This window comes from Lentzea sp. NPDC004789, assembly GCF_053601075.1.
The window spans coordinates 50,214-69,436 of sequence record NZ_JBSGBE010000035.1 but is presented as its reverse complement, the minus strand read 5'-3'; the positions used below and the strand labels follow the sequence as shown (position 1 = coordinate 69,436).

Sequence of the window (19,223 nt, the reverse complement as noted above, 5' to 3'; positions counted from 1 at the left end):
CGACGCTCGTCATCGGACAGGATCAGCGGCACCAGCTTCGGACTCGGCACCACCACAACCTAGACTGCCGACGAATTAACGACTCACGACACTAGTTCGCGCACCCCTGCGTGGAGGCCCTGCGGGTCAGCGTCGGCGCCTTCTGCGCCACCGACTGCACCTGCTGGGCGGTCAGCACGAAGCCGGTCTCCGGGTCGTCCACGGCCGCGCCGAACACCACGCCCATCACCCGCCCCTGCGTGTCCACCAGCGGGCCGCCGGAGTTGCCGGACCGGACCTCCGCGCGAACCGTGTAGACGTCGCGGATGACCGTCTGCGCGTCGTAGATGTCCGGGCCGCGCAGCTGCGGGATCCGCTCGCGGATGCGGGCGGGAGAGGACTTGTAGGGGCCGTCCAGCGGGTAGCCGAGCACGATGCCGCTCTCGCCCGGCTGCACCTCCTCCGAGCGGAACTGCAGCGGCGTGGCCTCCAGGTCCGGCACCGCGAGCACGGCGATGTCGGTGCGCGGGTCGTAGGCGACGACGGTGGCGTCGAACTGGCCGCGGCCGACCTCGACCGTCACCTCGTTGGTGCCGGCGACGACGTGCGCGTTGGTCATCACGCGTTCCGGCGCGATCACGAAGCCGGTGCCTTCCAGGGCGCGCGAGCACGACGGCGCGCGGCCGCGGATCTTCAGCACCGAGGACTGCAGCCGCTTCGCGATCGGGGAGTTCGCGAGCTGGCTGTCCGGCGGCTCGACCTCCTTGAGCGGCGTGCGGTTGAACGGGTCCATCGCCTGCGGGAAGCCGGAGACGTCGAAGAGCTTCTGCAGGTCGTTCGACAGCACGCGGGCGGCCTGCGGCATCGTGTCGTCGACCTTGCCGAGGATCACCGACTGCTTGAGCGACGACGTCAGGTCCGGCAGGCCCACGACCGACGTCAGCGGGAGCGCGATCATCCACGCGACGACGAAGACGACCAGGCCCTGCACGATCGCGCCCAGCGCGTTGTCCGCGCCGCGCAACGGCGACGCGTTGACCCGCGCCTTGATCGTCCGCCCGATGTAGACGCCGATCGTCTCGCCGAGCGCCACGAGCAGCACGACGATGCCGACGGCGAACACGACCTTGGTGACGACGTTCTCGAACTGGGACACCAGCAGCGGCGCGATCTGCGTGCCGAGGATCAGGCCGACGAGCACACCGACGAACGCGGGGAGCGCGACGACCATGCCCTGCCTGGCCCCGGAGACCGCGGCTATCGCGGCAAGGCCCAGCACGAGCAGGTCAACCCAGTTCAACCCAGAACCTCCGCCTCACTGTGTAGCGCGCAACGCTAGTTCAAGGTCACGCACATCGGTCGCATCCCACGGCTGTTCCCAGCCGCCGAGTGCGATCAGGCCGTTGATCAACCCCGCGGTGAAGCCCCACACCAGCATGCCCGGCGCGGAGAAGGCCGCTCCGACGTAACCCGCAGGGTGACGCACCCGGAACCTGTTCGCAGGATCGGCGAGATGCGCAACCGGCACTCGTGCGACGGCGGCGGTCTCCGCCGGGTCGACGGGTGCGACGGGGCTCGGCTGTTCCCAGTAGGCGAGCACAGGGGTGACCACGAACCCGGACACCGGCACGTACAGCTCCGGCAGCAGGGCCAGCGGTCTCACTCCTGACGCCAGTACACCTGTCTCCTCGTAAGCCTCGCGTAATGCGGTGGCGACGGGCCCGTCGTCGGTCGGATCGGCGGCTCCGCCGGGGAACGCGACCTGGCCGGGGTGCGAGCCCAGCGTGTCCGAGCGGCGCAGCAGCAGGATGTCCGGTCCGTGGTTCTCGTCCTCGCCGAACAGCATCAGCACGGACGCCTTGCGCACTCCGTCCGACGGCGCCCGCGGGACGCGCATGAACGTCTGCGCGTCGATCTCCTCGGTGGCCTTGGCCAGGCGCTGCATCCAGTCGGGTGGCTCCGTCGCCTCCGTCATCGAACCGCCTTCTCCACCTGCTCGGGCGCCGTGAAGGTCGGCGGATCGGTGATCTGCCGGACCGAGCCGTCCGCTGCCACGTAGTACGTGGCGGGCAGCGGCATCGGCGCCTTGACGCGCTTGCGCAGCTCGTCGGAGCTGTCGTACACCGAGGGCAGCCGCACGCCGAGCCGTGCGAGCAGCTCCAGGCCGTCGGCTTCCCTGCTGTCCACGAGAACTGGGACGACCGGGACCGCGCCTGGTTGCTTCGCGTAGGCGTCGAGCACGGGCAACTCCGCCTGGCACGGCTGGCACCAGGTCGCCCAGAAGTTGATCAGCATCGGGCCCTTCAGCGCGAGGGCCGTCCGGGTGCCGTCGCCGAGACACGTCACGTCGACCCCGCCCTCCGCTCCCGGAACACACGGCCGCAGCTGAGCCTGCGCGCGCAACGCGACGACGTCCTGCGTCGGGCGGGTGGACGCGGGCGGCGGCTCCGGCGACCTGTCACGGGGCCACAGCGCCACGACACCCGCCACGCCGAGGACGAGCACGAGGACGAGCCAGCGGGTGCGGTTGTTCACCCCACCAGCTTCTCACCGGCTCGGACCCGCTCGGCGAGTTCGAGCAGGTGCGGCTTCTCGTCGCCCTTCACGAGCTTCGCGGCCTTGTCCGGGTCCTCGGGGCCGAGGCCGTACGACGGGCAGTCCTTCATCAGCAGGCATGCCCCGCAGGCAGGCGTTTTGGCGTGGCAGACGCGACGGCCGTGGAAGATGATCCAGTGCGAGGCCATGGTCCAGTCGCGCTTCTCGATGAGCTCGCCGATCGCGTGCTCGACCTTGACCGGGTCCTCGAGATCGGTCCAGCCCCAGCGGCGCACGAGACGACCGAAGTGGGTGTCGACTGTGATGCCGGGCACATCGAACGCGTTGCCGAGAACCACGTTGGCCGTCTTGCGTCCTACACCTGGGAGCTTGACCAGCTCCTCCAGAGTGCCGGGAACCACACCGTCGTACTGCTCCACAAGAGCAGCACCGAGACCCATCAGAGACGTCGCCTTGTTCCGGTAGAAACCGGTCGGGCGGATCATCTCTTCGAGTTCGACCCGATCGGCGCCGGCGTAGTCGGCGGCTGTCGGGTACTTCGCGAAGAGCGCGGGAGTGACCTCGTTGACCTTCTTGTCGGTGCACTGCGCGGACAGCACGACCGCCACGATCAGTTCGAGCGGCGTCGTGAAGTCCAGCTCGCAGTGCGCGTCGGGGTATCCCTCGGCAAGCACGCGCACCATCCGGCGGGCCCTGCGGGTCAGGCCGAGTTTGGTTTCCGGTTTCTTGGTTGCGGGCACTGATTCAGCGTAGTCAACACGCCGGACCGACCCCCTAGACGCGTACTCGAATCCCACATGCGCCACACTGCGGAGCATCATGACTGCCTGGTTTGTGATCGTCGTCCCGATCGTGATCATGTTCTTCGCGCTCTTCATGGAGCGCGTCGAAGCGAAGCTCCGGCACGTGGCCGTGCAGGAGAACGAGGTCGAGGAGTTCCTGGAGTCCGCCAGGCCGGAAGAGGTCAAGGCGCTCTACGGACACGGCATCGGTCGCGCTCTGGAGCTGTTCCGCCTGCGTCGCCGCGGCCGCGGTGGCGTCCGCAAGCGCGTTCGTTGATGCCGGTGCGCTGACCGCCACCCGAATGGCGTAAACTGATTCGTTGGGCTCTGGATCGAGTCAGTGCGGTTGTTCCTAGTAAGACGGCGAGCCGAGCGGCGATCCACAACACAGCCCTTAGACTGCAACGCAGTGATCGGCGGCACGGCGCTGACTCCACCAAAGATGGTGGTAGGCGTGCCGTCGCGTCGATTAGGAGGGACGAGGTGGACGAGACCCTGGCGCGAGCGGGCATCTTCCAGGGAGTTGACCCGGCAGCCGCAGAGGCGCTGGCGCAGACCCTGGAGACGGTGGAGTTCCCGCGTGGCCACGTGATCTTCGCGGAGGGTGAGCCGGGCGATCGCCTGTACATCATCCAGTCCGGCAAGGTGAAGATCGGCCGCAAGTCGCCGGACGGCCGCGAGAACCTGTTGGGGATCTTCGGACCCTCCGACATGTTCGGCGAACTGTCCATTTTCGACCCGGGCCCCCGCACGTCGACCGCGACGACGGTGACCGAGGTGCGCGCGGTGTCCATGGACCGCCCCGCGCTCCGGCAATGGATCACCAACCGGCCGGAGATCGCCGAGCAGCTGCTGAGGGCACTCGCCCGCAGGCTGCGCCGGACGAACTCCATGCTGGCCGACCTGATCTTCACGGACGTGCCCGGCCGCGTGGCCAAGGCGTTGCTGCAGCTCGCGCAGCGCTTCGGCTCGCAGGAGGCCGGCCTGCTCCGCGTCACGCACGACCTGACGCAGGAGGAGATCGCCCAGTTCGTCGGCGCGTCCCGCGAGACCGTGAACAAGGCGCTCGCCGACTTCGCGCACCGCGGCTGGCTGCGCCTGGAGGGCAAGAGCGTGCTGATCCTGGACCCGGAGCGCCTCGCGCGCCGCGCCCGTTAAGACTGCTCACGCACAAAGGACCGGGCGCCACCCCCGACGTGGCGCACCGGTCCTTTGTGTTGCACGGCCCATCCCCCGACGAACCGTGCCTCCATCCCTCTGGCGCGTAGGCCCCGACCCTCAAGCCAGAGGTTGGTCTCGGTGGATGAGTCAACTTTCGCACGTCTCCACCCCGACCGCTCAAGCCCTTTCACCCTCAAGGACCTCGGGTGTGGCTGATTCGTTGCATGTTTCACCCGGTCATCCCATTCCCGTGACCCAATCGCAACCATCGTGACCCTGCGCACCCGATCTGGTACATCCGTACCAGCTTTGGCATACTGGTACGCATGTCCCACTCCGCCCGTCTCTCCGACTACCGTGCCGCCCTGACGACCCCCGGCATGCGCGGCCCCGTGGTCGCGTCCCTGCTCGCCCGCCTGCCGATCGCGATGGTCGGCCTCTCGCTGCTGCTCTACGTCGAGCGCGCGACGGGTTCGTTCGCGGTCGCCGGCCTGGTCTCGGCGGCGGCGCTGGTGGGCGTGGCGATGGGCTCGGTCGTCCAGGGCCGGCTGATGGACCGCTTCGGCCCCACTCGGCCGCTGGCCTTCGTGACCGGCCTGTTCGCGTTCTTCGTCACCGGCTCGGTGCTCGCCGTCGAGGCAGGCGCCCCGGTGTTCGTGCTGGTCCCGCTGGCCCTCGGCGTCGGCGCCTCCGAGCCGATGGTGGGCAGCGCCTCCCGCGCCCTGTGGGAGCGGATGGTGCCCTCCGGCCCGACGCGCATGGCGGCCTACGCCTACGAGTCGATCAGCATGGAGGTCTTCTTCATCCTCGGACCGGGCCTCGCCGGCCTGCTGCTCGCGGCCCCGTGGGCGGGCACCGGCGTGGTGGTCGGAGCCGTGATGATGGTCCTCGGCGCGCTGTGGTTCGCGTTCAACCCGGTCGTGCGCGCCTGGGGTCCGGTCGCCGCCGCACCCCGGCCGCTGCTCGGCGCGTTCGCCTACCCCGGCATGCGGACCGTGGCTCTGGCCGCACTGGGCTTCGGCGTGACGATCGGTTTCGTCGAGGTGGCCGTGCCGGCGTTCGCGAAGGCCGCTGGCCACGCCTCGATGGGCGGCCTGATGCTGTCGCTGTGGTCGATCAGCTCGGTGGTCTTCGGCGTGCTCTACGGCATGCGCCCGTGGCCGCGCCCGATGCACCTGCGCCTGCCGGTGCTGCTGGGCGGGTTCGGGTTGCTGTCGCTGCTGCTGGCGATCCCCGCCTCCCTGGTGGGCCTGGGCCTCGCGCTGTTCGTGGTCGGCACGCTGATCACGCCGCAGTCGACCGCGCACTCGGCGGCGATCGAGCAGGTCACGCCGAACGGCATGGCCGCGGAGGCGTTCGGCTGGGTGATCACCTCGGTGACCGTCGGCCTCGCGCTCGGCCAGGCGCTGTCGGGGCAGCTGATCGAGCACTTCGGCACGCGGCCGGCGTTCGTCGCGTCCGGCGTGGCCGGGCTGCTGATCGCCGCGGCGGTGTGGCTGCTGCGCGGCACCGTCCAGCGCGGCGTGCCCAGGTCCGAGCCGCTGCCGTCGCGCGCCGAGATGGACCTGGCCGCTCGCTGACCGCGGCCTGCCGCTCGCTGAAGTTCACACGGGGACCTTTCGTACTCACCTGGAGTACGAAAGGTCCCCGCGTACTTCAAGCGCCGGGCGATTTCGGCGTGCGGTCGGCGTTCATCGCCTTGGGAGTCACCGGTCGGCTGGTTGTTGCGGCGGCGAGAGCGACCCGGCCGAGGGATGTGACAGGCAGGTCTGCGGTCACACGGGTGGCGCGAGGCAGAACCGCCGGGCGCGAGACATAGGCAGGAGGCACCGCTGCCAGGCGTGAGCCAGAGCCCCCCAAGACACGAGCCAGACCCGCTAGACGCGAGCCAAAGCCCGCTAGGCGCGAGCCAGAGCCCCCAGGCACGAGCCAGACCCGCCAGGCGCGAGTCACAGCCGCCAGGCGCGAGTCACAGCCGCCAGGCGCGAGTCACAGCCGCCAGGCGCGAGTCACAGCCGCTAGACGCGAGTCACAGCCGCTAGACGCGAGACACAGCCGCCAGACGCGAGACACAGCCGCCAGACGCGAGACACAGCCGCCAGACGCGAGGCAGAACCGTCAGGTGCGAGACCTGCACGCACGCATGCTGTGGAGAAGCGTGCCGCTGGTGGTCTGAGGGCCGTTCCCCGAAGGGAACACGGGGCCCCGCGTTCCTAGGCGACCGAGCGCATCGGCACGACCAGGTAGGTCAGCTCCACGCCGTCCTCGCCCGGTGTCGAGGTGAGCACGGTGGAGCGCAGGCCGTCCTGGATCCGCAGCTCGATCCGGCGGCCTGCGAACGCCTTCAGGGCGTCCGCGAGGTAGCGGGCCTGGAACGTCTTGGTCAGGTGGTCGCCCTCGACGGTGGCCTTGACGAACTCCTCGGACTCGCCCTGTTGCGGGTCGCTGCCCTTCACGCGCAGCTCGGAGTCCTCCACCTGGATCGTCACCGCCTGGTGGGGACCGCCGTAGGGGGTGGCTCTGCGGACGGCGCGGGCGAGTGCGTCCGCGTCCACGAGCACCGTGCTGTCGATGACTGCCTCCAGGAGTCGGCGCGCCCGGTCGTCCGGGAACGGAGCGGCCAAGAGTGCGGTGGAGATCGAGTTGGCGCCCCAGGCGAGGCCGAGGCGGTCTGTGTCGGCGTGCAGGGCGACCTCGCCCTGGGCCTGCCTGGCCGCTTCCGCGACGGGCTTCGCCGGTACCAACAGGTCCAGTTGACCTTCTTGTTCCCACGGCAGCGTCGCGTAGGCCATGCGGTAGCGGTCGGTGGCCATGACGTGCAGCTTGTGCGGGTTGGACTGGATGCGGAGGCCGGTGAAGATCGGCAGCGCGTCGTCCTTGCTCGCGGCTCCCGCCACGGCCGCGACGGTCCTGAGCTTCGCGGCGTCGACCCGGCCCTGCAGCGGCGGGAGCTCCGGGACGCCGGGGTGGTTCTCCAGGTCCAGCAACGGGATCGCGAACCTCGACGACGGCGTGCGGATCGCCAGCCGGCGGCCTTCCACCTTGAGCCTCACCTGCGGCTCGTCCAGTGCCTGGAGGGTCGCCGCCAGCGGCTTCGCGGGCACGAGCACCTCGCCTTCGGTGTGCACGGTGGCGTGGACGGCCAGACGCACGCCGTGCTCCTGGTCGCTGCCCGCGATCTCGACGTCCGTGCCGGCCTTGAGGCGGAGCCCGGCCAGCACCGGGTCGAGCACGCGGGTGGGCAACAGCCGCGCCACCTCGGCGGCGGCACCGGCCAGCTCGGCTGTCGTGGCGGTGAGGTCCATGCCTGCGACGCTAGCGAGCACCCCTGACAATTTCGGATGTCGCTGCGGAGCGCAAGCGCTTCGTCTCAGCGGGTGACGGCCTTGCGCCGCGCCAGCTCGATGATCCGTTGCAGGTGCAGGCCGCGGCGCACGTCGCACTCGTGGGTCGTGGTGCCGCTGTGCACCATGGCCACGAAGTCGTCCAGCAGGTTGGTGAAGCAGTCCAGAGCAGGGGTGTCCCGGTTGGACAGCGTGCGGTGCCCGTTGGTTCCGAAGATCGTGAAGTCCGCGAACGGCGGCTGCATCGGCAACGACAGGCACAGCGACACCGTGCTCGTGGCGCCGCCCTCGTGCTGCAGGATCAGCTGCCACAGACCGGTGTCGGACACGTTGGCCGCGATCACGTCGGTGATCTCGCCGAGTGCCGCGTCGAGCAGGTCGAACGCGTGCGGGCCCACGTCCTCCAGCGCGCCTTTCTCGTGGCGCCACGGGGAGTTCGAGAACGGGCCGTCCAGCAGCGCGCCCGCGAGCCAGCGGCTGTCGGCACCGGTCCAGCCGCCCGTGCGGTGCAGCTGAGCCAGCATCTCCTTGGTCTCCGGGGCGTACCGGCGGGTCAGCACCACGAGGGACGCCACGCCCGCACGGGAGACCTTCTCGGCCAACTGGGAGGCCACCTCGACCGACTCCGCGATCGGCTTCTCCAGCACGAGGTGCTTGCCGGCCTGCGCCGCCTCGATCGCCATCGGACCCTGGACGCCCGGCGGCACGCAGAACGCCACAGCGTCCACAGTGGACAGCATCAACGCGTAGTCCGCGAACGGTTCCGCGCCATGGGCGGCAGCCAGTTCGGCGGCCGCCTCCTCGCGACGGGCCCACACACCGGTCAGCGTCGTGCCGGGGTGGTTCGCGATGCCGGGGGCGTGGATCATCTGAGCCCACGGGCCGGCACCGACAAGTCCTACGCGCAGCTGTTCGTCCACTCGCCCATCCTGCCTCAGGAGTAACTGGCCTTGGGGACGAAGATCTCGCCCCCGTTGTCGAACTTCAGGCGCATGCCGTCGGAGGTCGCCTCGCGGTCCGGGTCGTGTTCCCAGCCGTTGGGCACCGTCACGACGTGGCCGCGGTCGGGCGACGGGCCGAGCCAGATCTCGTAGTAGGTGCCGCCCACGAGCCGTTCGACCTTCTTCACGTACACACCGGGTGCGGTGGCGGTCGGATCGACGCTGATCACGGTCGTGCGGTCGGGCACGAACATCACCACGCCCGCCACCGCCGTGAGGCCGGTGCCCATGATCGCGCCGAGCAGGAACAGCAGGATCTTCACCAGGCAACCGGACACGTTCGTCGACATCACACCATCCTCGGGTAAGCGCGGTCGTACGCTCGGAGGATGCCCGACGACCTGACCTTGCCGGGAACCCTGGTACCCACTTCGCCACCGGCCCAACCCGCGCAACCCCGCGACGCCGTCACCGTGGTGCTGCTGCGGGACGGAGACCTCGGCCTGGAGGCCTTCCTGCTGCGCCGCGTGAAGGGCATGGCGTTCGCGGGCGGCATGACCGTCTTCCCCGGCGGCGGCGTCGACCAGCGCGACGCCGACACGTCCGTCGCGTGGGCCGGTCCGTCCCCGCAGTGGTGGGGTTCGGTCTTCGGCGTCGACGAACCGACGGCCCGCGCCTTCGTGTGCGCGGCCGTCCGGGAGACCTTCGAGGAGTCCGGAGTCCTGCTCGCCGGTCCGGACGCCACGTCCGTCGTGGCGGACACCTCGGCCTACGCGCGGGCCCGCCGCCAGCTGGTGGACCGGGAGATCTCGCTCGCCCAGTTCCTCGCCGCCAACGACCTCGTCCTGCGCGCGGATCTGCTGCGGCCGTGGGCGAACTGGGTGACCCCGTACGAGGAACCGCGCCGCTACGACACCCGCTTCTTCGTGGCCGCGCTGCCGGAGGGCCAGCGTGCCGACGGTGAGACGACCGAGGCCTCCGACGCGTCGTGGCAGCGGCCCGCGGAGGCCATCCAGGACGCCGAGGAAGGCCGCCGCATGCTCATGCCGCCCACCTGGCGCACCCTGAACGAGGTGGGCGCGCTGGACACCGTGGAGAAGGTCATGGCGGAGGAGCGCAGTGTCGCGAAGATCATCCCCAAGCTGATCCGCGACGGCGACAAGATCCGGGTGGTGATCCCGTGAGCGGCTCCCCGCTGATCGGCGCCCGCGCCGAACACCCGCGCTACGGCGAGCTCCGTCAGGTCACCGAACACGCCGCCGTGCTGCTCGCGGACAACCCCAGCCCGATGACGCTCGACGGCACCAACACGTGGCTGCTCAAGGCGCCGGACGCGTCGTCGTACGTCGTGATCGACCCCGGCCCGCTCGACGAGGCCCACCTGAAGCGGATTGCCTCGTACGGCCCGGTCGCCGAGATCCTGCTGACCCACGGCCACCCCGACCACTCCGAGGGCGCCCGCGAGTTCGCCGAACTGGTCAAGGCCCCGGTGCGCGCGCTGGATCCGACGTTCACCTACGGCTCCGAGGGCCTCAACGACGGCGACGTGATCACCAGCGCCGGTCTGGAACTGCGCGTCCTCGGCACGCCCGGCCACACCAGCGACTCGCTGTGCTTCGTGCTCGACGGCGAGGCGGTGCTGACCGGCGACACGGTCCTGGGCCGCGGCACCACGATCGTCGCTCACCCGGACGGCAGGCTCGGCGACTACTTCGAGTCGCTCAAGCTGCTGGCCGAACTGCCGGAGCACACCGCCGTCCTGCCCGGCCACGGCCCGGAGCTCGCCGACGCCGGTGAGGCGGCGCGGAGGTACCTCGCGCACCGCACCCAACGCCTGGAACAGGTGCGCGAAGCCGTGCTGGAGCTGGGCGGCGAACCGACCCCGCGCCAGGTCGTCGAGATCGTCTACGCGGACGTCGACAGAGTGCTGTGGCCCGCGGCGGAGTGGTCCGTGCGGGCCCAGCTGGAGTACCTGCGCAACGGCTACTGAGGCTGGTGCCCGTTGTTGGACGTCCCGAACGCCGACTGACGGGCCGAGGAGCGGTCGATCTGCCAACGGCCGGTGTCGGTCGCCTTGGCACCGGTCTGCTCCCGCTGCGCCAGCTCCTCGTGCAGCTGCTGCAGCAGGGCCCGTTCCCGCTCGCTCAGGTTCGCGTCCACCGACGACGGTTCCGGCGTCTCGGCCAGCGCGGCCTGCAGGGCCGCCAGCTCGTCCGCCTTCAGCTCCATCGTCACCTCGGCCCTGTTGATCGGCACGGGCTCCGGCAGGGTCTCGATCTCCGGCTCGGCCGGTGCCATCGAGATCCGCTTCACGGGCTTGGGCGGGAACGGCTGCGAGCCCTCCAGGGAGGGCGTGCGGTTACGACGTGAGCCGGTCTCTTCCACCACTGGCTCCGGCGCCGGTGTCGGCTCGGCCATCGGCGCCGGAGCGGAAACGTCTTCAGACTGGTCGAACCAGGTGCCCGACTGTTCGTGGGCCACGGAGGCCGGCGTCGGCGGGGGCGGCGGCGGAGGCGATACCGGCGTCCCCGAGATCGGCACCGGACGCGAGGCCGTCACCGCGGAGGCGTGGTAGTCGCCGAGCTGGGTGCCGACGGTCAGGACCTCGACGGAGGCGCGGACGCCTGCCTTGCGCAGCACCGCGTCGACCCGGTAGGCGGTCGCGGGCGCGAAGCCCTGCGGACCGATGTCCACCAGCACGACCCGCTGCGGCAGCGGACCGGGCGTCGCACCCGCCGGAGAGGAACGCCAGACGCAGCGCACCGAACGGACGTCCGGCAGCACCGACACGGCACGGCTCAGCACGCCGGCGAGGTCCGCGGTCGGATCGCTCTCGGCGGTGAACCGGTGGCGCAGGAACGGCAGCATCTCGACGACCGGCAGCCGGTCGGTCAGCGACGCGTCGGACCGCACCTCGTGCAACGCCCACGTGATGGCAGCCCTCTCGTCCGGCAGCACCGGGATGCTGCCCGCGAGAAGAGTGCCGACGAGCATCTCGACCGCGCGGTCGAGCTCTCCGACCGCGAGGAACTCGCGTGCCTGTGACAGGGCGTCGTCGTCCACGCGCCCGGCCATCGACAGCAGGAGATCGTGGAGACGGACCGGCAGGCCGACACCGTCGTTCGTCACGTCAACTCTCCTTAGCTGAGCACCAGGTGCTCCTCGGACTCGGCGCCGGCGCACACCGGCTCCGAAGCCGCCAACGCCGCCCGGTGGTAGGGCGGCAGGTCCAGACCGGACGGCACGACCTCGACGCAAGGATCGTGTTCGCCCAGCGCCCGCAGCACGCGCTGCAGCTCGCCGGTCAGCCGGGAGTGGCCGGTGGTGGCGGCTACCAGCACGACGCGGTTGACCCCGGAGGGTCCGATGCGCCAGCAGGAGCGAACCTCACCGACCCCGTGGCGGCCTCGCAGCGTGGCACCGAGCACGACGGTCGCGGAGTCCCCCATCGGCACCCGATCGGGTGACTCCGGGGAAAAGGTGTAGTCGGTGGGTGGCAGTTCGTCCAGCCCTTTGACCGAACTGACAGCACCGGGCTCCGCCCCGTAGGGCACCAGCGCGTCCTGCAAAAGGCGCATCTCGTGATCGGTCAGAGGGATGCGGCCGTGCAGCAGTGTGCGCGGCAACGAGCGCGCGAGCACCGCATACGCGTCCGAAGCCGCCCAGTCCCGGTACCGCCACAGCAGGTCGTCCGGGAGGCGTCCCGCGAGCCGCAGCAGCAGTTCGTGGCACGTGTCCGACATGTCACACCTCGACGATCAGTTCGATCTCCACCGGAGCGCCGATCGGCAGCTCGGCCACCCCCACGGCCGACCGGGCGTGCTTGCCCGCGTCACCGAAGATCTCCCCGAGCAGCTCCGAGGCACCGTTGACGACACCCGGCTGCCCCGTGAAGCCCTCGGCGGAGGCTACAAAGCCGACAACTTTCACCACGCGCTTGATCGAGTCAATCCCCACGAGCGCATGAACTGCCGCCAGCGCGTTGAGGATGCAGGTCGCGGCGTGCTGCTTGGCCTCCTCCGGGGAGACCTCGGCACCGACCTTGCCGGTGGCGGCGAGCTGGCCGTCGACGAACGGCAGCTGGCCGGAGGTGAACACCCACGAGCCGCTCTGCGTGGCGGGCACGTAGGCGGCGAGCGGGGCGGCGACGCCGGGCAGCTCGATGCCGAGCTCCTTCAGGCGAGTGCTCCAGGTCATGCCTTCACCCGCTTCAGGTACGCGACGTGCTGCTCACCGGTCGGGTTCGTCAGCACGGTGACCAGCTCCCAGCCGTCCTCGCCCCACTGGTCGAGGATCTGCTTCGTGGCGTGGATCAACAACGGCACGGTCGCGTACTCCCACTTCGTCATGTGCGGAGCCTAACTTGCCACCCGAACGACCTATGCGTGGTTCCGGCCGTTCGGGCTACCTTGATCACATGGAGACCTGGCGGATCATCGCCACCGGCCTGTTCGGAGTGGGCGGGCTGGTGATGGTGCTCGTCGCCATGGCGCAGGTGAGGGACCGCAAGCACAGCCATCACGCGGACGTCGTCAAGGCGGGGCTGATCGGGCTGGTGGTCGTGGCGGTCATCACGGTCAGCATCGCGCTGTGGCTGCCCTCGGTCGTCGTGTGGGCGCTGGTCGCCGCAACCGCGATGGCCGTCTTCTTCCTCACGATGATGGATTGACCGGTCAGTCCACCTTCCGCCGGATTCACACCTAGTCTGGACGTGTGACGTCGTGGACCGAGGAGCTGACCCGAGCCCGCCTGCACGTGGTCTCCGGCAAGGGCGGCACCGGCAAGACCACGATCGCCGCCGCGCTGGCCCTCGCGCTCGCGACCGGTGGCCGCCGGGTGCTGCTGGTCGAGGTCGAGGGACGGCAGGGCATCGCCCAGCTCTTCGACCGGGCCCCGCTGCCCTACGCCGAGGAACGGATCGCGTCCGCTCCCGGCGGCGGTGAGGTGCACGCCCTCGCGGTCGACGCCGAGGCCGCGCTGCTCGAGTACCTGGCGATGTTCTACAACCTCGGTTTCGCGGGACGGACGCTGCGCAAGATGGGCGCCGTCGAGTTCGCCACGACGCTCGCGCCCGGCCTGCGGGACGTGCTGCTGACCGGCAAGGTCAAGGAGTGCGTGAACCGCACCGGCAAGGACGGGCGCCACCTCTACGACGCGGTGGTGCTCGACGCGCCGCCGACCGGGCGCGTGGTCAAGTTCCTGGACGTCACGAAGGCCATGGCCGACCTCGCCAAGGTCGGGCCGATCAAGGGGCAGAGCGAGGGCGTGGTGCGACTGCTGCACTCCGGCGACACCGCGGTCCACCTGGTGGCGCTGCTGGAGGAGATGCCGGTGCGCGAGACCCTGGACGCGGTCGCCGAACTGGACGGCGCGGACCTGCGGCCGGGCGCGGTGCTGGTCAACCGGGTCCACCCGGCCCGGCTGCCGGCGCGGTCGGTGCCGGTCGCCGCGGAGGGCAGGGTCGACGCCTCACGGGTGCGGGCCGGGCTGACGGCCGCCGGGCTGGAGCTCGACGAGTTCACCCTCGACGGCCTGGTCGACGAGACCGTGGAGCACGCCATCCGGGTGCAGTCGCAGCAGGAGGCGATGGAGCTGCTCAGCGAGTCGGACCTGCCGACGGTGGAGCTGCCGGAGCTGACCGACGGGGTGGACGTGGCCGCGCTCTACGAGCTGGCCGAGGTGCTGGTCGCGGCGGGTGTGCGGTGACCGAGAAGCTCGACTTCGACCCGTTGCTGGACGATCCGGCGACGCGCGTGCTGGTGTGCTGCGGCTCCGGTGGCGTCGGCAAGACGACGACCGCGGCGGCGCTGGCGTTGCGCGCGGCGGAACGCGGCCGGCGCGTGGTCGTGCTGACGATCGACCCGGCCCGGCGTCTGGCGCAGTCGCTGGGCCTGCGGGAACTGGACAACCACCCGCGCGAGGTCGTCGTCGACGGCTTCGAGCCCAAGGGCGAGCTGTTCGCGATGATGCTCGACATGCGTCGCACGTTCGACGACATGGTGCTGACCCACGCGGGCCGCGACCGGGCCGACCAGATCCTGTCGAACCCCTTCTACCAGACCATTTCCTCGTCGTTCTCCGGCACGCAGGAGTACATGGCGATGGAGAAGCTGGGCCAGCTGGTGGCGCAGGACGAGTGGGACCTGATCATCGTCGACACCCCGCCGTCGCGGTCGGCGCTGGACTTCCTGGACGCGCCGCAGCGGCTGTCGACGGTGCTCGACGGCAAGTTCATCCGCATGTTGTCGGCACCCGCGCGCGCGAGCGGGCGCGGGTTGCTCAAGATCGTCGGGACCGGTTTCAGCCTTTTCACGCGTGCCGTGTCGACGATCGTCGGCGGCCAGCTGCTGCAGGACGCGTCGACGTTCGTGCAGGCGTTCGACAGCATGTTCGGCGGCTTCCGCGAACGCGCCCAGCGCACGTACGAGCTGCTCCGCTCGCCGGGCACCGGTTTCGTCGTGGTGGCGGCGGCGGAGCCGGACGCGTTGCGCGAAGCGAGCTATTTCGTCGAGCGGCTCAGCGCGGAGAACATGCCGTTGTGCGGGCTCGTCGCGAACAGGACGCATCCCGTGATCGCGACGGACCTGCCCGCGGCGAACGCGCTCGCCGCAGCGGACGACCTGGACCGCTCCGGTGAGGCGCCGCTCGCGGCGGCGGTGCTCCGGCTGCATGCGGACCGGGTCGCAGTCGCCGATCGGGAACGGCGGCTGCTGGCCCGGTTCACACGTGCGCACCCCGGTGTGGCGCTGGTCGGCGTGCCCGCGTTGCCCGCGGACGTGCACGACCTGGACGGCCTCCGAGAGATAGGTCGGCGCCTGGCCGGGGAGTAGCCGTTACCCGACTCGGGTGTCTTCGAGGTGCTCTTGACGTGCGTTGTCGAGCAGCTCGAACCACGAGTCGACGTCCGGGCGGCGGCGCAGCAGAGCGCGACGCTCGCGCTCGGTCATGCCACCCCAGACCCCGAACTCGATCCTGTTGTCCAGCGCTTCGGCCAGGCATTCCATGCGAACTGGGCAACCCAGGCACACGAGCTTCGCCTTGCGCTGCTCCGCACCCCGAACGAAGAGCTGGTCCGGCTCCTCATCGCGGCACGAAGCGTTGATACGCCAATCCCCCTGGTTCATATCCCCCACTCCTCAGTGCTGTCCAAATGTGGAAAATCCGCCACACCCCTGCCACGGATGCCGTAGCGTTCGAGCCACGGCTGCATTCCTTGGACGTTGACGGACTGTAGTGCCGTTCGGTTCCACGTCCAACCCTGGGCCACCCAACTGTTACCTGTCTTGCGTATCTCTACTCATGCTGAGTAACGGGCCTTACTGATCACTGTCACCCGTTCGTGTACCGCGTACGCTGACCTGCGTGCGAGTCAGGAATGGCGTGCTCAAGATGCTCGGCCTGTGCCTGCTGGCTGGGGTTCTCCTCGCCGGCATGCTGTTCCCAGTCGTGGGCGCGACAGGCCTCGTGTCCAACCGCGCCAGCGACACCGTGGACAGCATCTCCGCCGACCTCGTGACCACCGATCCTCCGTTGATCACCACGGTCACCGACAAGGACGGACAGCCGATCGCCTACCTGTTCGACCAGTACAGAGTCCTGACACCGCCGGAGAAGATCTCGCCGACCATGAAGGCGGCGCTGATCTCGGTCGAGGACCGCCGGTTCTACGAGCACCAGGGCGTGGACTGGAAGGGCACCATCCGCGCCGGCCTGACGAACCAGGTCAGCGGCTCGGTTTCGCAAGGTGCGTCCACACTGACCCAGCAGTACGTGAAGAACTACCTGGTCCACGTCGTGGCGCGGAACAACAAGCTGGAGCAGGCCAAGGCCCAGGAGCAGACCATCGCGCGCAAGATGCGCGAAGCCCGGATCTCCTTGCAGCTGGAGCGAAAGCTCGGCAAGGAGGAGATCCTCGCCAGGTACCTGAACGTCGTTCCTTTCGGGTCGACGATTTACGGCATCGCCGCGGCGTCGCAGGCTTACTTCAACACGACGCCGGACAAGTTGACGGTTCCGCAGGCCGCGATGCTCGCCGGAATGGTCAACAGCCCGTCAGCGCTCGACCCCGAAGCGTATCCGGACAAAGCGCTGGAGCGGCGCAACAAAGTGATCGACAGGATGGTCGAGAACGACAAGCTCTCGCGCGATGCCGGTGAGGCGGCGAAGAAGGAAGGACTCGGACTCGCGAACCCGGTCCGAACGCCACCGAACGGTTGTGTGGGCGCCGGTCCGGAAAACGGTTTCTTCTGCTCGTACGTGGTGAACTACTTGCAGCGCGCGGGTTTCAGCGAGGAGCAGCTGCGCACCGGCGGTTACACCATCCAGACCACTTTGGACAGAACGGTGACCGCGCAGGCGAAAGCCGCGGCGGAGGCCGGGGTGGCCAAGAACGCCGACGGCATCGCGAACACGATGGCCGTCGTGCGGCCCGGCAAGGACCGCCACGAGGTGCTGGCGCTGGTCGCGAACCGCGACTACGGGTTGAAGGCCGAGCAGAACCAGACGACGTTCGACCTGCCCAGCGGCGTGGAGAACAAGTTCGGCGCCGGATCGGTCTACAAGGTCTTCACGGCCGCCGCGGCCCTTGAGAAGGGCATGGGCATCGAGAACGTCATCCAGACGCCGACCCACCACGTCTCGAAGGTCTTCAAGGGTGGCGCGCAGCGCTGCCCGAGCACCGGTGAACCCGGCACCCGCTGGTACTGCCTCTCGAACTTCGACGGCAGCTACCCGTCGTCGATGACGCTGCAGCAGGCGCTCGCGACGTCGCCGAACACCGGCTTCGTGATCCTCGAGGAGCAGGTCGGCATGGACGCCGTCGTCGACATGGCCTCGCGCCTGGGCATGCGCGAGACGATGGCGACGAACCTGCAGGGCACCAGGCCGGACCCGAAGGCCAAGGACAAGCAGAACCGCATCTCGCAGACCGAGTTCTACAAGCAGAACGGCGGCAACGCGTCGTTCACGCTGTCGCCGGCACCGGTGTCCACTTTGGAACTCGCGAACGTCGCCGCGACCATCGTGAGCAGCGGCAAGTGGTGCCCGCCGACGCCGATCGTCAAGGTGCTGGACCGCAACCAGAAGGCCGTGCCGGTCAACGAGGCGCCGTGCGAGCAGGTCGTGTCGGAGGCCCTCGCGAACGGCCTCGCGACCGGCATGAGCAAGGACGACCAGGGCAACGGCACCGCCGCGGCCGCCGCACGTGCGGCCAAGTGGACGCGTCCGATGATCGCCAAGACGGGCACGACCGAGGAGTACAAGTCGGCGGCGTTCATCGGCGCCACCCCGGACTTCGCGGGCGCGGTGCAGACGTTCAACGACGGCACGGCCCCGCGGCCGATCTGCCTGGCCGGCGCGGGCCAGCCGCGGTTGTGCGGCAGCGGCAACATCTTCGGCGGCACGATCCCCGCCAAGACGTGGTTCGAGACGATGACGAAGGTGCACGGGTCGTTGCCGGTCAAGCAGCTCCCGCCGGTCGAACAGCGGTTCCTCAAGGGCGGCAGGGAGATCCAGGTGCCCGACGTCGTGGGCCGTCAGGTCAACGACGCGACGCGGATCCTGGAGCAGGCCGGCTACAAGGTGAGCCAGCAGTCGGTCAACTCCGAGCAGTCGAAGGGGACGGTCGTCAGCCAGACGCCGCGCGGCAACGCGTTGCGCGGCACGGTGATCACGCTCTCGGTGAGTTCCGGGTACGTGCCGCCGCCGGTGGCGACCGAGCCGTCGAACCCCAACCCGAACCAACCGCCGCCCAACCCGGGCAACCCGAACGAGCCGCCACCGATCACGCTGCCGACCGAGCCGGGCGAGCCTCGCTAGAGCAGTCGTTTGAGCTGCTCGACGCTCGTGTCGACGTGTGCGCGGATCTCGGCGACCGCCCGGTCGCGGTCGCCTGCGCGCAGGGCGTCGAGGATGAGCCTGTGCTCGGCGACGACCTGGTCCGGCGACTCGGACCGGGACAGCACCGTGAGGTAGAAGCGGAGCTCCTTGGTCAGTCCGGCGAAGAACTCGTCGAGCCGTGAGCTGTCGAGCAGCGCGACGATCGCCTGGTGGAAGGCCAGGTCCCGGTCGACGATCCGGCTCTTGTCGCCGGTCTCGGCGGCTTCGGCGAGCTCGTCGAACGCCCTGGTGATCGCATCGAGCTGCTCTGGCCGCGGCACGCGGGCCGCCGCGGCCGTTTCGAGGCGTTCGCGGGCGGTGTAGAGCGCCTCGACGTTCTCCGGGGTGGGCGCGATGACGACGGCACCGCGGTTGACCTCGTAGCGGACCAGGCCGGTCAGCTCCAGGATGCGCACGGCCTCGCGGATGGTGTTGCGGGCGACGCCCAGCTCGGCCGCGATGGCGCTCTCCCTGAGCCGGTCACCGGGGCCGAACGCACCGGCCATGATCCGTTCGGCGAGGCCGTCGGCGAGTTGCTGGGCCGTGGTGGTGCGGCGCACTTCGAGGCCGTCGAGGGCGGACAT

Annotated in this window: 22 protein-coding genes; 9 read left to right on the top strand and 13 right to left on the bottom strand. The window is 69.8% G+C overall.

The window, feature by feature from the left end:
• Positions 1–91 precede the first annotated feature (91 nt).
• The 4 genes from ACWEIJ_RS43915 to nth are packed head-to-tail and all read right to left on the bottom strand — an operon-like array spanning position 92 to position 3,218.
• On the bottom strand, positions 92–1,279 hold the full coding sequence (locus ACWEIJ_RS43915) for a MarP family serine protease (RefSeq protein ID WP_449843228.1): 1,188 nt from the start codon (positions 1,277–1,279) through the stop codon (positions 92–94).
• A gap of 15 nt (positions 1,280–1,294) precedes the next feature.
• Positions 1,295–1,954: an NUDIX hydrolase gene (locus ACWEIJ_RS43910; RefSeq protein ID WP_449843227.1), complete on the bottom strand. Its 660-nt coding sequence runs from the start codon at positions 1,952–1,954 to the stop codon at positions 1,295–1,297.
• The gene (locus ACWEIJ_RS43905; protein WP_449843226.1) at positions 1,951–2,514 is read right to left on the bottom strand and encodes a TlpA family protein disulfide reductase; all 564 of its coding nucleotides are present in this window, start codon (positions 2,512–2,514) and stop codon (positions 1,951–1,953) included. The genes ACWEIJ_RS43910 and ACWEIJ_RS43905 overlap by 4 nt, the downstream gene beginning before the upstream one ends.
• Complete coding sequence (gene nth, locus ACWEIJ_RS43900; RefSeq protein WP_355434124.1) at positions 2,511–3,218, bottom strand: endonuclease III; 708 nt, start codon at positions 3,216–3,218, stop codon at positions 2,511–2,513. Before nth ends, ACWEIJ_RS43905 begins: the two co-directional genes overlap by 4 nt.
• A gap of 136 nt (positions 3,219–3,354) precedes the next feature.
• Between nth and ACWEIJ_RS43895 the strand changes: the two genes are divergently transcribed.
• From ACWEIJ_RS43895 to ACWEIJ_RS43885, 3 genes are all read left to right on the top strand, one after another.
• Positions 3,355–3,594, top strand: a complete 240-nt coding sequence (locus tag ACWEIJ_RS43895) for a hypothetical protein (protein ID WP_396423223.1) — start codon at positions 3,355–3,357, stop codon at positions 3,592–3,594.
• Between the two features lie 206 nt (positions 3,595–3,800).
• The gene (locus ACWEIJ_RS43890) at positions 3,801–4,475 is read left to right on the top strand and encodes a Crp/Fnr family transcriptional regulator (RefSeq protein WP_030469453.1); all 675 of its coding nucleotides are present in this window, start codon (positions 3,801–3,803) and stop codon (positions 4,473–4,475) included.
• 329 nt (positions 4,476–4,804) lie between these two features.
• A complete protein-coding gene (locus tag ACWEIJ_RS43885; protein WP_449843225.1) occupies positions 4,805–6,058 on the top strand; it encodes an MFS transporter in 1,254 nt (417 codons plus the stop codon).
• 633 nt (positions 6,059–6,691) lie between these two features.
• Here the strand turns inward: ACWEIJ_RS43885 and dnaN are convergent.
• The 3 genes from dnaN to ACWEIJ_RS43870 form a co-directional block, all read right to left on the bottom strand.
• Positions 6,692–7,783: a DNA polymerase III subunit beta gene (dnaN, locus tag ACWEIJ_RS43880; protein WP_449843224.1), complete on the bottom strand. Its 1,092-nt coding sequence runs from the start codon at positions 7,781–7,783 to the stop codon at positions 6,692–6,694.
• Positions 7,784–7,848: 65 nt separating this feature from the next.
• On the bottom strand, positions 7,849–8,742 hold the full coding sequence (locus tag ACWEIJ_RS43875) for a Gfo/Idh/MocA family protein (RefSeq protein ID WP_449843223.1): 894 nt from the start codon (positions 8,740–8,742) through the stop codon (positions 7,849–7,851).
• 14 nt (positions 8,743–8,756) lie between these two features.
• Positions 8,757–9,113 (bottom strand): hypothetical protein, encoded by a 357-nt coding sequence (locus tag ACWEIJ_RS43870; RefSeq protein WP_449843222.1) that lies wholly within the window; start codon positions 9,111–9,113, stop codon positions 8,757–8,759.
• Between the two features lie 39 nt (positions 9,114–9,152).
• Between ACWEIJ_RS43870 and ACWEIJ_RS43865 the strand changes: the two genes are divergently transcribed.
• Positions 9,153–9,947, top strand: coding sequence for an NUDIX hydrolase (locus ACWEIJ_RS43865; RefSeq protein ID WP_449843221.1), 795 nt, complete (start codon positions 9,153–9,155; stop codon positions 9,945–9,947).
• On the top strand, positions 9,944–10,753 hold the full coding sequence (locus tag ACWEIJ_RS43860) for an MBL fold metallo-hydrolase (protein ID WP_449843220.1): 810 nt from the start codon (positions 9,944–9,946) through the stop codon (positions 10,751–10,753). The genes ACWEIJ_RS43865 and ACWEIJ_RS43860 overlap by 4 nt, the downstream gene beginning before the upstream one ends.
• Here the strand turns inward: ACWEIJ_RS43860 and ACWEIJ_RS43855 are convergent.
• Genes ACWEIJ_RS43855 through ACWEIJ_RS43840 form a run of 4 tightly spaced genes read right to left on the bottom strand, consistent with a single transcriptional unit; the run spans position 10,747 to position 13,112 of the window.
• Complete coding sequence (locus ACWEIJ_RS43855; protein ID WP_449843219.1) at positions 10,747–11,892, bottom strand: hypothetical protein; 1,146 nt, start codon at positions 11,890–11,892, stop codon at positions 10,747–10,749. The two genes, ACWEIJ_RS43860 and ACWEIJ_RS43855, sit on opposite strands and share 7 nt — an antisense overlap.
• 11 nt (positions 11,893–11,903) lie before the next feature.
• A complete protein-coding gene (locus tag ACWEIJ_RS43850; RefSeq protein ID WP_449843218.1) occupies positions 11,904–12,506 on the bottom strand; it encodes a hypothetical protein in 603 nt (200 codons plus the stop codon).
• 1 nt (position 12,507) lies between these two features.
• On the bottom strand, positions 12,508–12,960 hold the full coding sequence (locus tag ACWEIJ_RS43845) for a RidA family protein (protein WP_355433971.1): 453 nt from the start codon (positions 12,958–12,960) through the stop codon (positions 12,508–12,510).
• Positions 12,957–13,112: a DUF4177 domain-containing protein gene (locus tag ACWEIJ_RS43840; RefSeq protein ID WP_086668176.1), complete on the bottom strand. Its 156-nt coding sequence runs from the start codon at positions 13,110–13,112 to the stop codon at positions 12,957–12,959. The genes ACWEIJ_RS43845 and ACWEIJ_RS43840 overlap by 4 nt, the downstream gene beginning before the upstream one ends.
• A gap of 68 nt (positions 13,113–13,180) precedes the next feature.
• On the opposite strand from ACWEIJ_RS43840, the gene ACWEIJ_RS43835 reads away from it, so the two are divergent.
• Genes ACWEIJ_RS43835 through ACWEIJ_RS43825 form a run of 3 tightly spaced genes read left to right on the top strand, consistent with a single transcriptional unit; the run spans position 13,181 to position 15,593 of the window.
• A complete protein-coding gene (locus ACWEIJ_RS43835; RefSeq protein WP_449843217.1) occupies positions 13,181–13,432 on the top strand; it encodes a hypothetical protein in 252 nt (83 codons plus the stop codon).
• A 44-nt stretch (positions 13,433–13,476) separates the two neighbouring features.
• Positions 13,477–14,469, top strand: coding sequence for an ArsA-related P-loop ATPase (locus ACWEIJ_RS43830; RefSeq protein WP_449843216.1), 993 nt, complete (start codon positions 13,477–13,479; stop codon positions 14,467–14,469).
• Positions 14,466–15,593 carry an ArsA family ATPase gene (locus ACWEIJ_RS43825; protein ID WP_355433977.1) on the top strand — a complete coding sequence of 376 codons (1,128 nt, stop codon included), beginning with the start codon at positions 14,466–14,468 and terminating at the stop codon, positions 15,591–15,593. Before ACWEIJ_RS43830 ends, ACWEIJ_RS43825 begins: the two co-directional genes overlap by 4 nt.
• Positions 15,594–15,596: 3 nt before the next feature.
• On the opposite strand, the gene ACWEIJ_RS43820 is transcribed toward ACWEIJ_RS43825, so the two are convergent.
• Positions 15,597–15,887 (bottom strand): WhiB family transcriptional regulator, encoded by a 291-nt coding sequence (locus tag ACWEIJ_RS43820; RefSeq protein ID WP_109630938.1) that lies wholly within the window; start codon positions 15,885–15,887, stop codon positions 15,597–15,599.
• 238 nt (positions 15,888–16,125) lie between these two features.
• Between ACWEIJ_RS43820 and ACWEIJ_RS43815 the strand changes: the two genes are divergently transcribed.
• Entirely contained in the window at positions 16,126–18,579 is a 2,454-nt protein-coding gene (locus tag ACWEIJ_RS43815) for a transglycosylase domain-containing protein (RefSeq protein WP_449843215.1), read from the top strand.
• On the opposite strand, the gene ACWEIJ_RS43810 is transcribed toward ACWEIJ_RS43815, so the two are convergent.
• Positions 18,576–19,223, bottom strand: coding sequence for a GntR family transcriptional regulator (locus ACWEIJ_RS43810; RefSeq protein ID WP_449843214.1), 648 nt, complete (start codon positions 19,221–19,223; stop codon positions 18,576–18,578). The genes ACWEIJ_RS43815 and ACWEIJ_RS43810 overlap by 4 nt on opposite strands.

Bases quoted from the DNA above. Each gene is read 5' to 3' on its own strand.
- ACWEIJ_RS43910 (WP_449843227.1), bottom strand. From the start codon at position 1,954: ATGACGGAGGCGACGGAGCCACCCGACTGGATGCAGCGCCTGGCCAAG.
- nth (WP_355434124.1), bottom strand. From the start codon at position 3,218: ATGGTGCGCGTGCTTGCCGAGGGATACCCCGACGCGCACTGCGAGCTG.
- ACWEIJ_RS43895 (WP_396423223.1), top strand. From the start codon at position 3,355: ATGACTGCCTGGTTTGTGATCGTCGTCCCGATCGTGATCATGTTCTTC.
- ACWEIJ_RS43885 (WP_449843225.1), top strand. From the start codon at position 4,805: ATGTCCCACTCCGCCCGTCTCTCCGACTACCGTGCCGCCCTGACGACC.
- dnaN (WP_449843224.1), bottom strand. From the start codon at position 7,783: ATGGACCTCACCGCCACGACAGCCGAGCTGGCCGGTGCCGCCGCCGAG.
- ACWEIJ_RS43870 (WP_449843222.1), bottom strand. From the start codon at position 9,113: ATGTCGACGAACGTGTCCGGTTGCCTGGTGAAGATCCTGCTGTTCCTG.
- ACWEIJ_RS43865 (WP_449843221.1), top strand. From the start codon at position 9,153: ATGCCCGACGACCTGACCTTGCCGGGAACCCTGGTACCCACTTCGCCA.
- ACWEIJ_RS43850 (WP_449843218.1), bottom strand. From the start codon at position 12,506: ATGTCGGACACGTGCCACGAACTGCTGCTGCGGCTCGCGGGACGCCTC.
- ACWEIJ_RS43845 (WP_355433971.1), bottom strand. From the start codon at position 12,960: ATGACCTGGAGCACTCGCCTGAAGGAGCTCGGCATCGAGCTGCCCGGC.
- ACWEIJ_RS43840 (WP_086668176.1), bottom strand. From the start codon at position 13,112: ATGACGAAGTGGGAGTACGCGACCGTGCCGTTGTTGATCCACGCCACG.
- ACWEIJ_RS43835 (WP_449843217.1), top strand. From the start codon at position 13,181: ATGGAGACCTGGCGGATCATCGCCACCGGCCTGTTCGGAGTGGGCGGG.
- ACWEIJ_RS43820 (WP_109630938.1), bottom strand. From the start codon at position 15,887: ATGAACCAGGGGGATTGGCGTATCAACGCTTCGTGCCGCGATGAGGAG.
- ACWEIJ_RS43810 (WP_449843214.1), bottom strand. From the start codon at position 19,223: ATGTCCGCCCTCGACGGCCTCGAAGTGCGCCGCACCACCACGGCCCAG.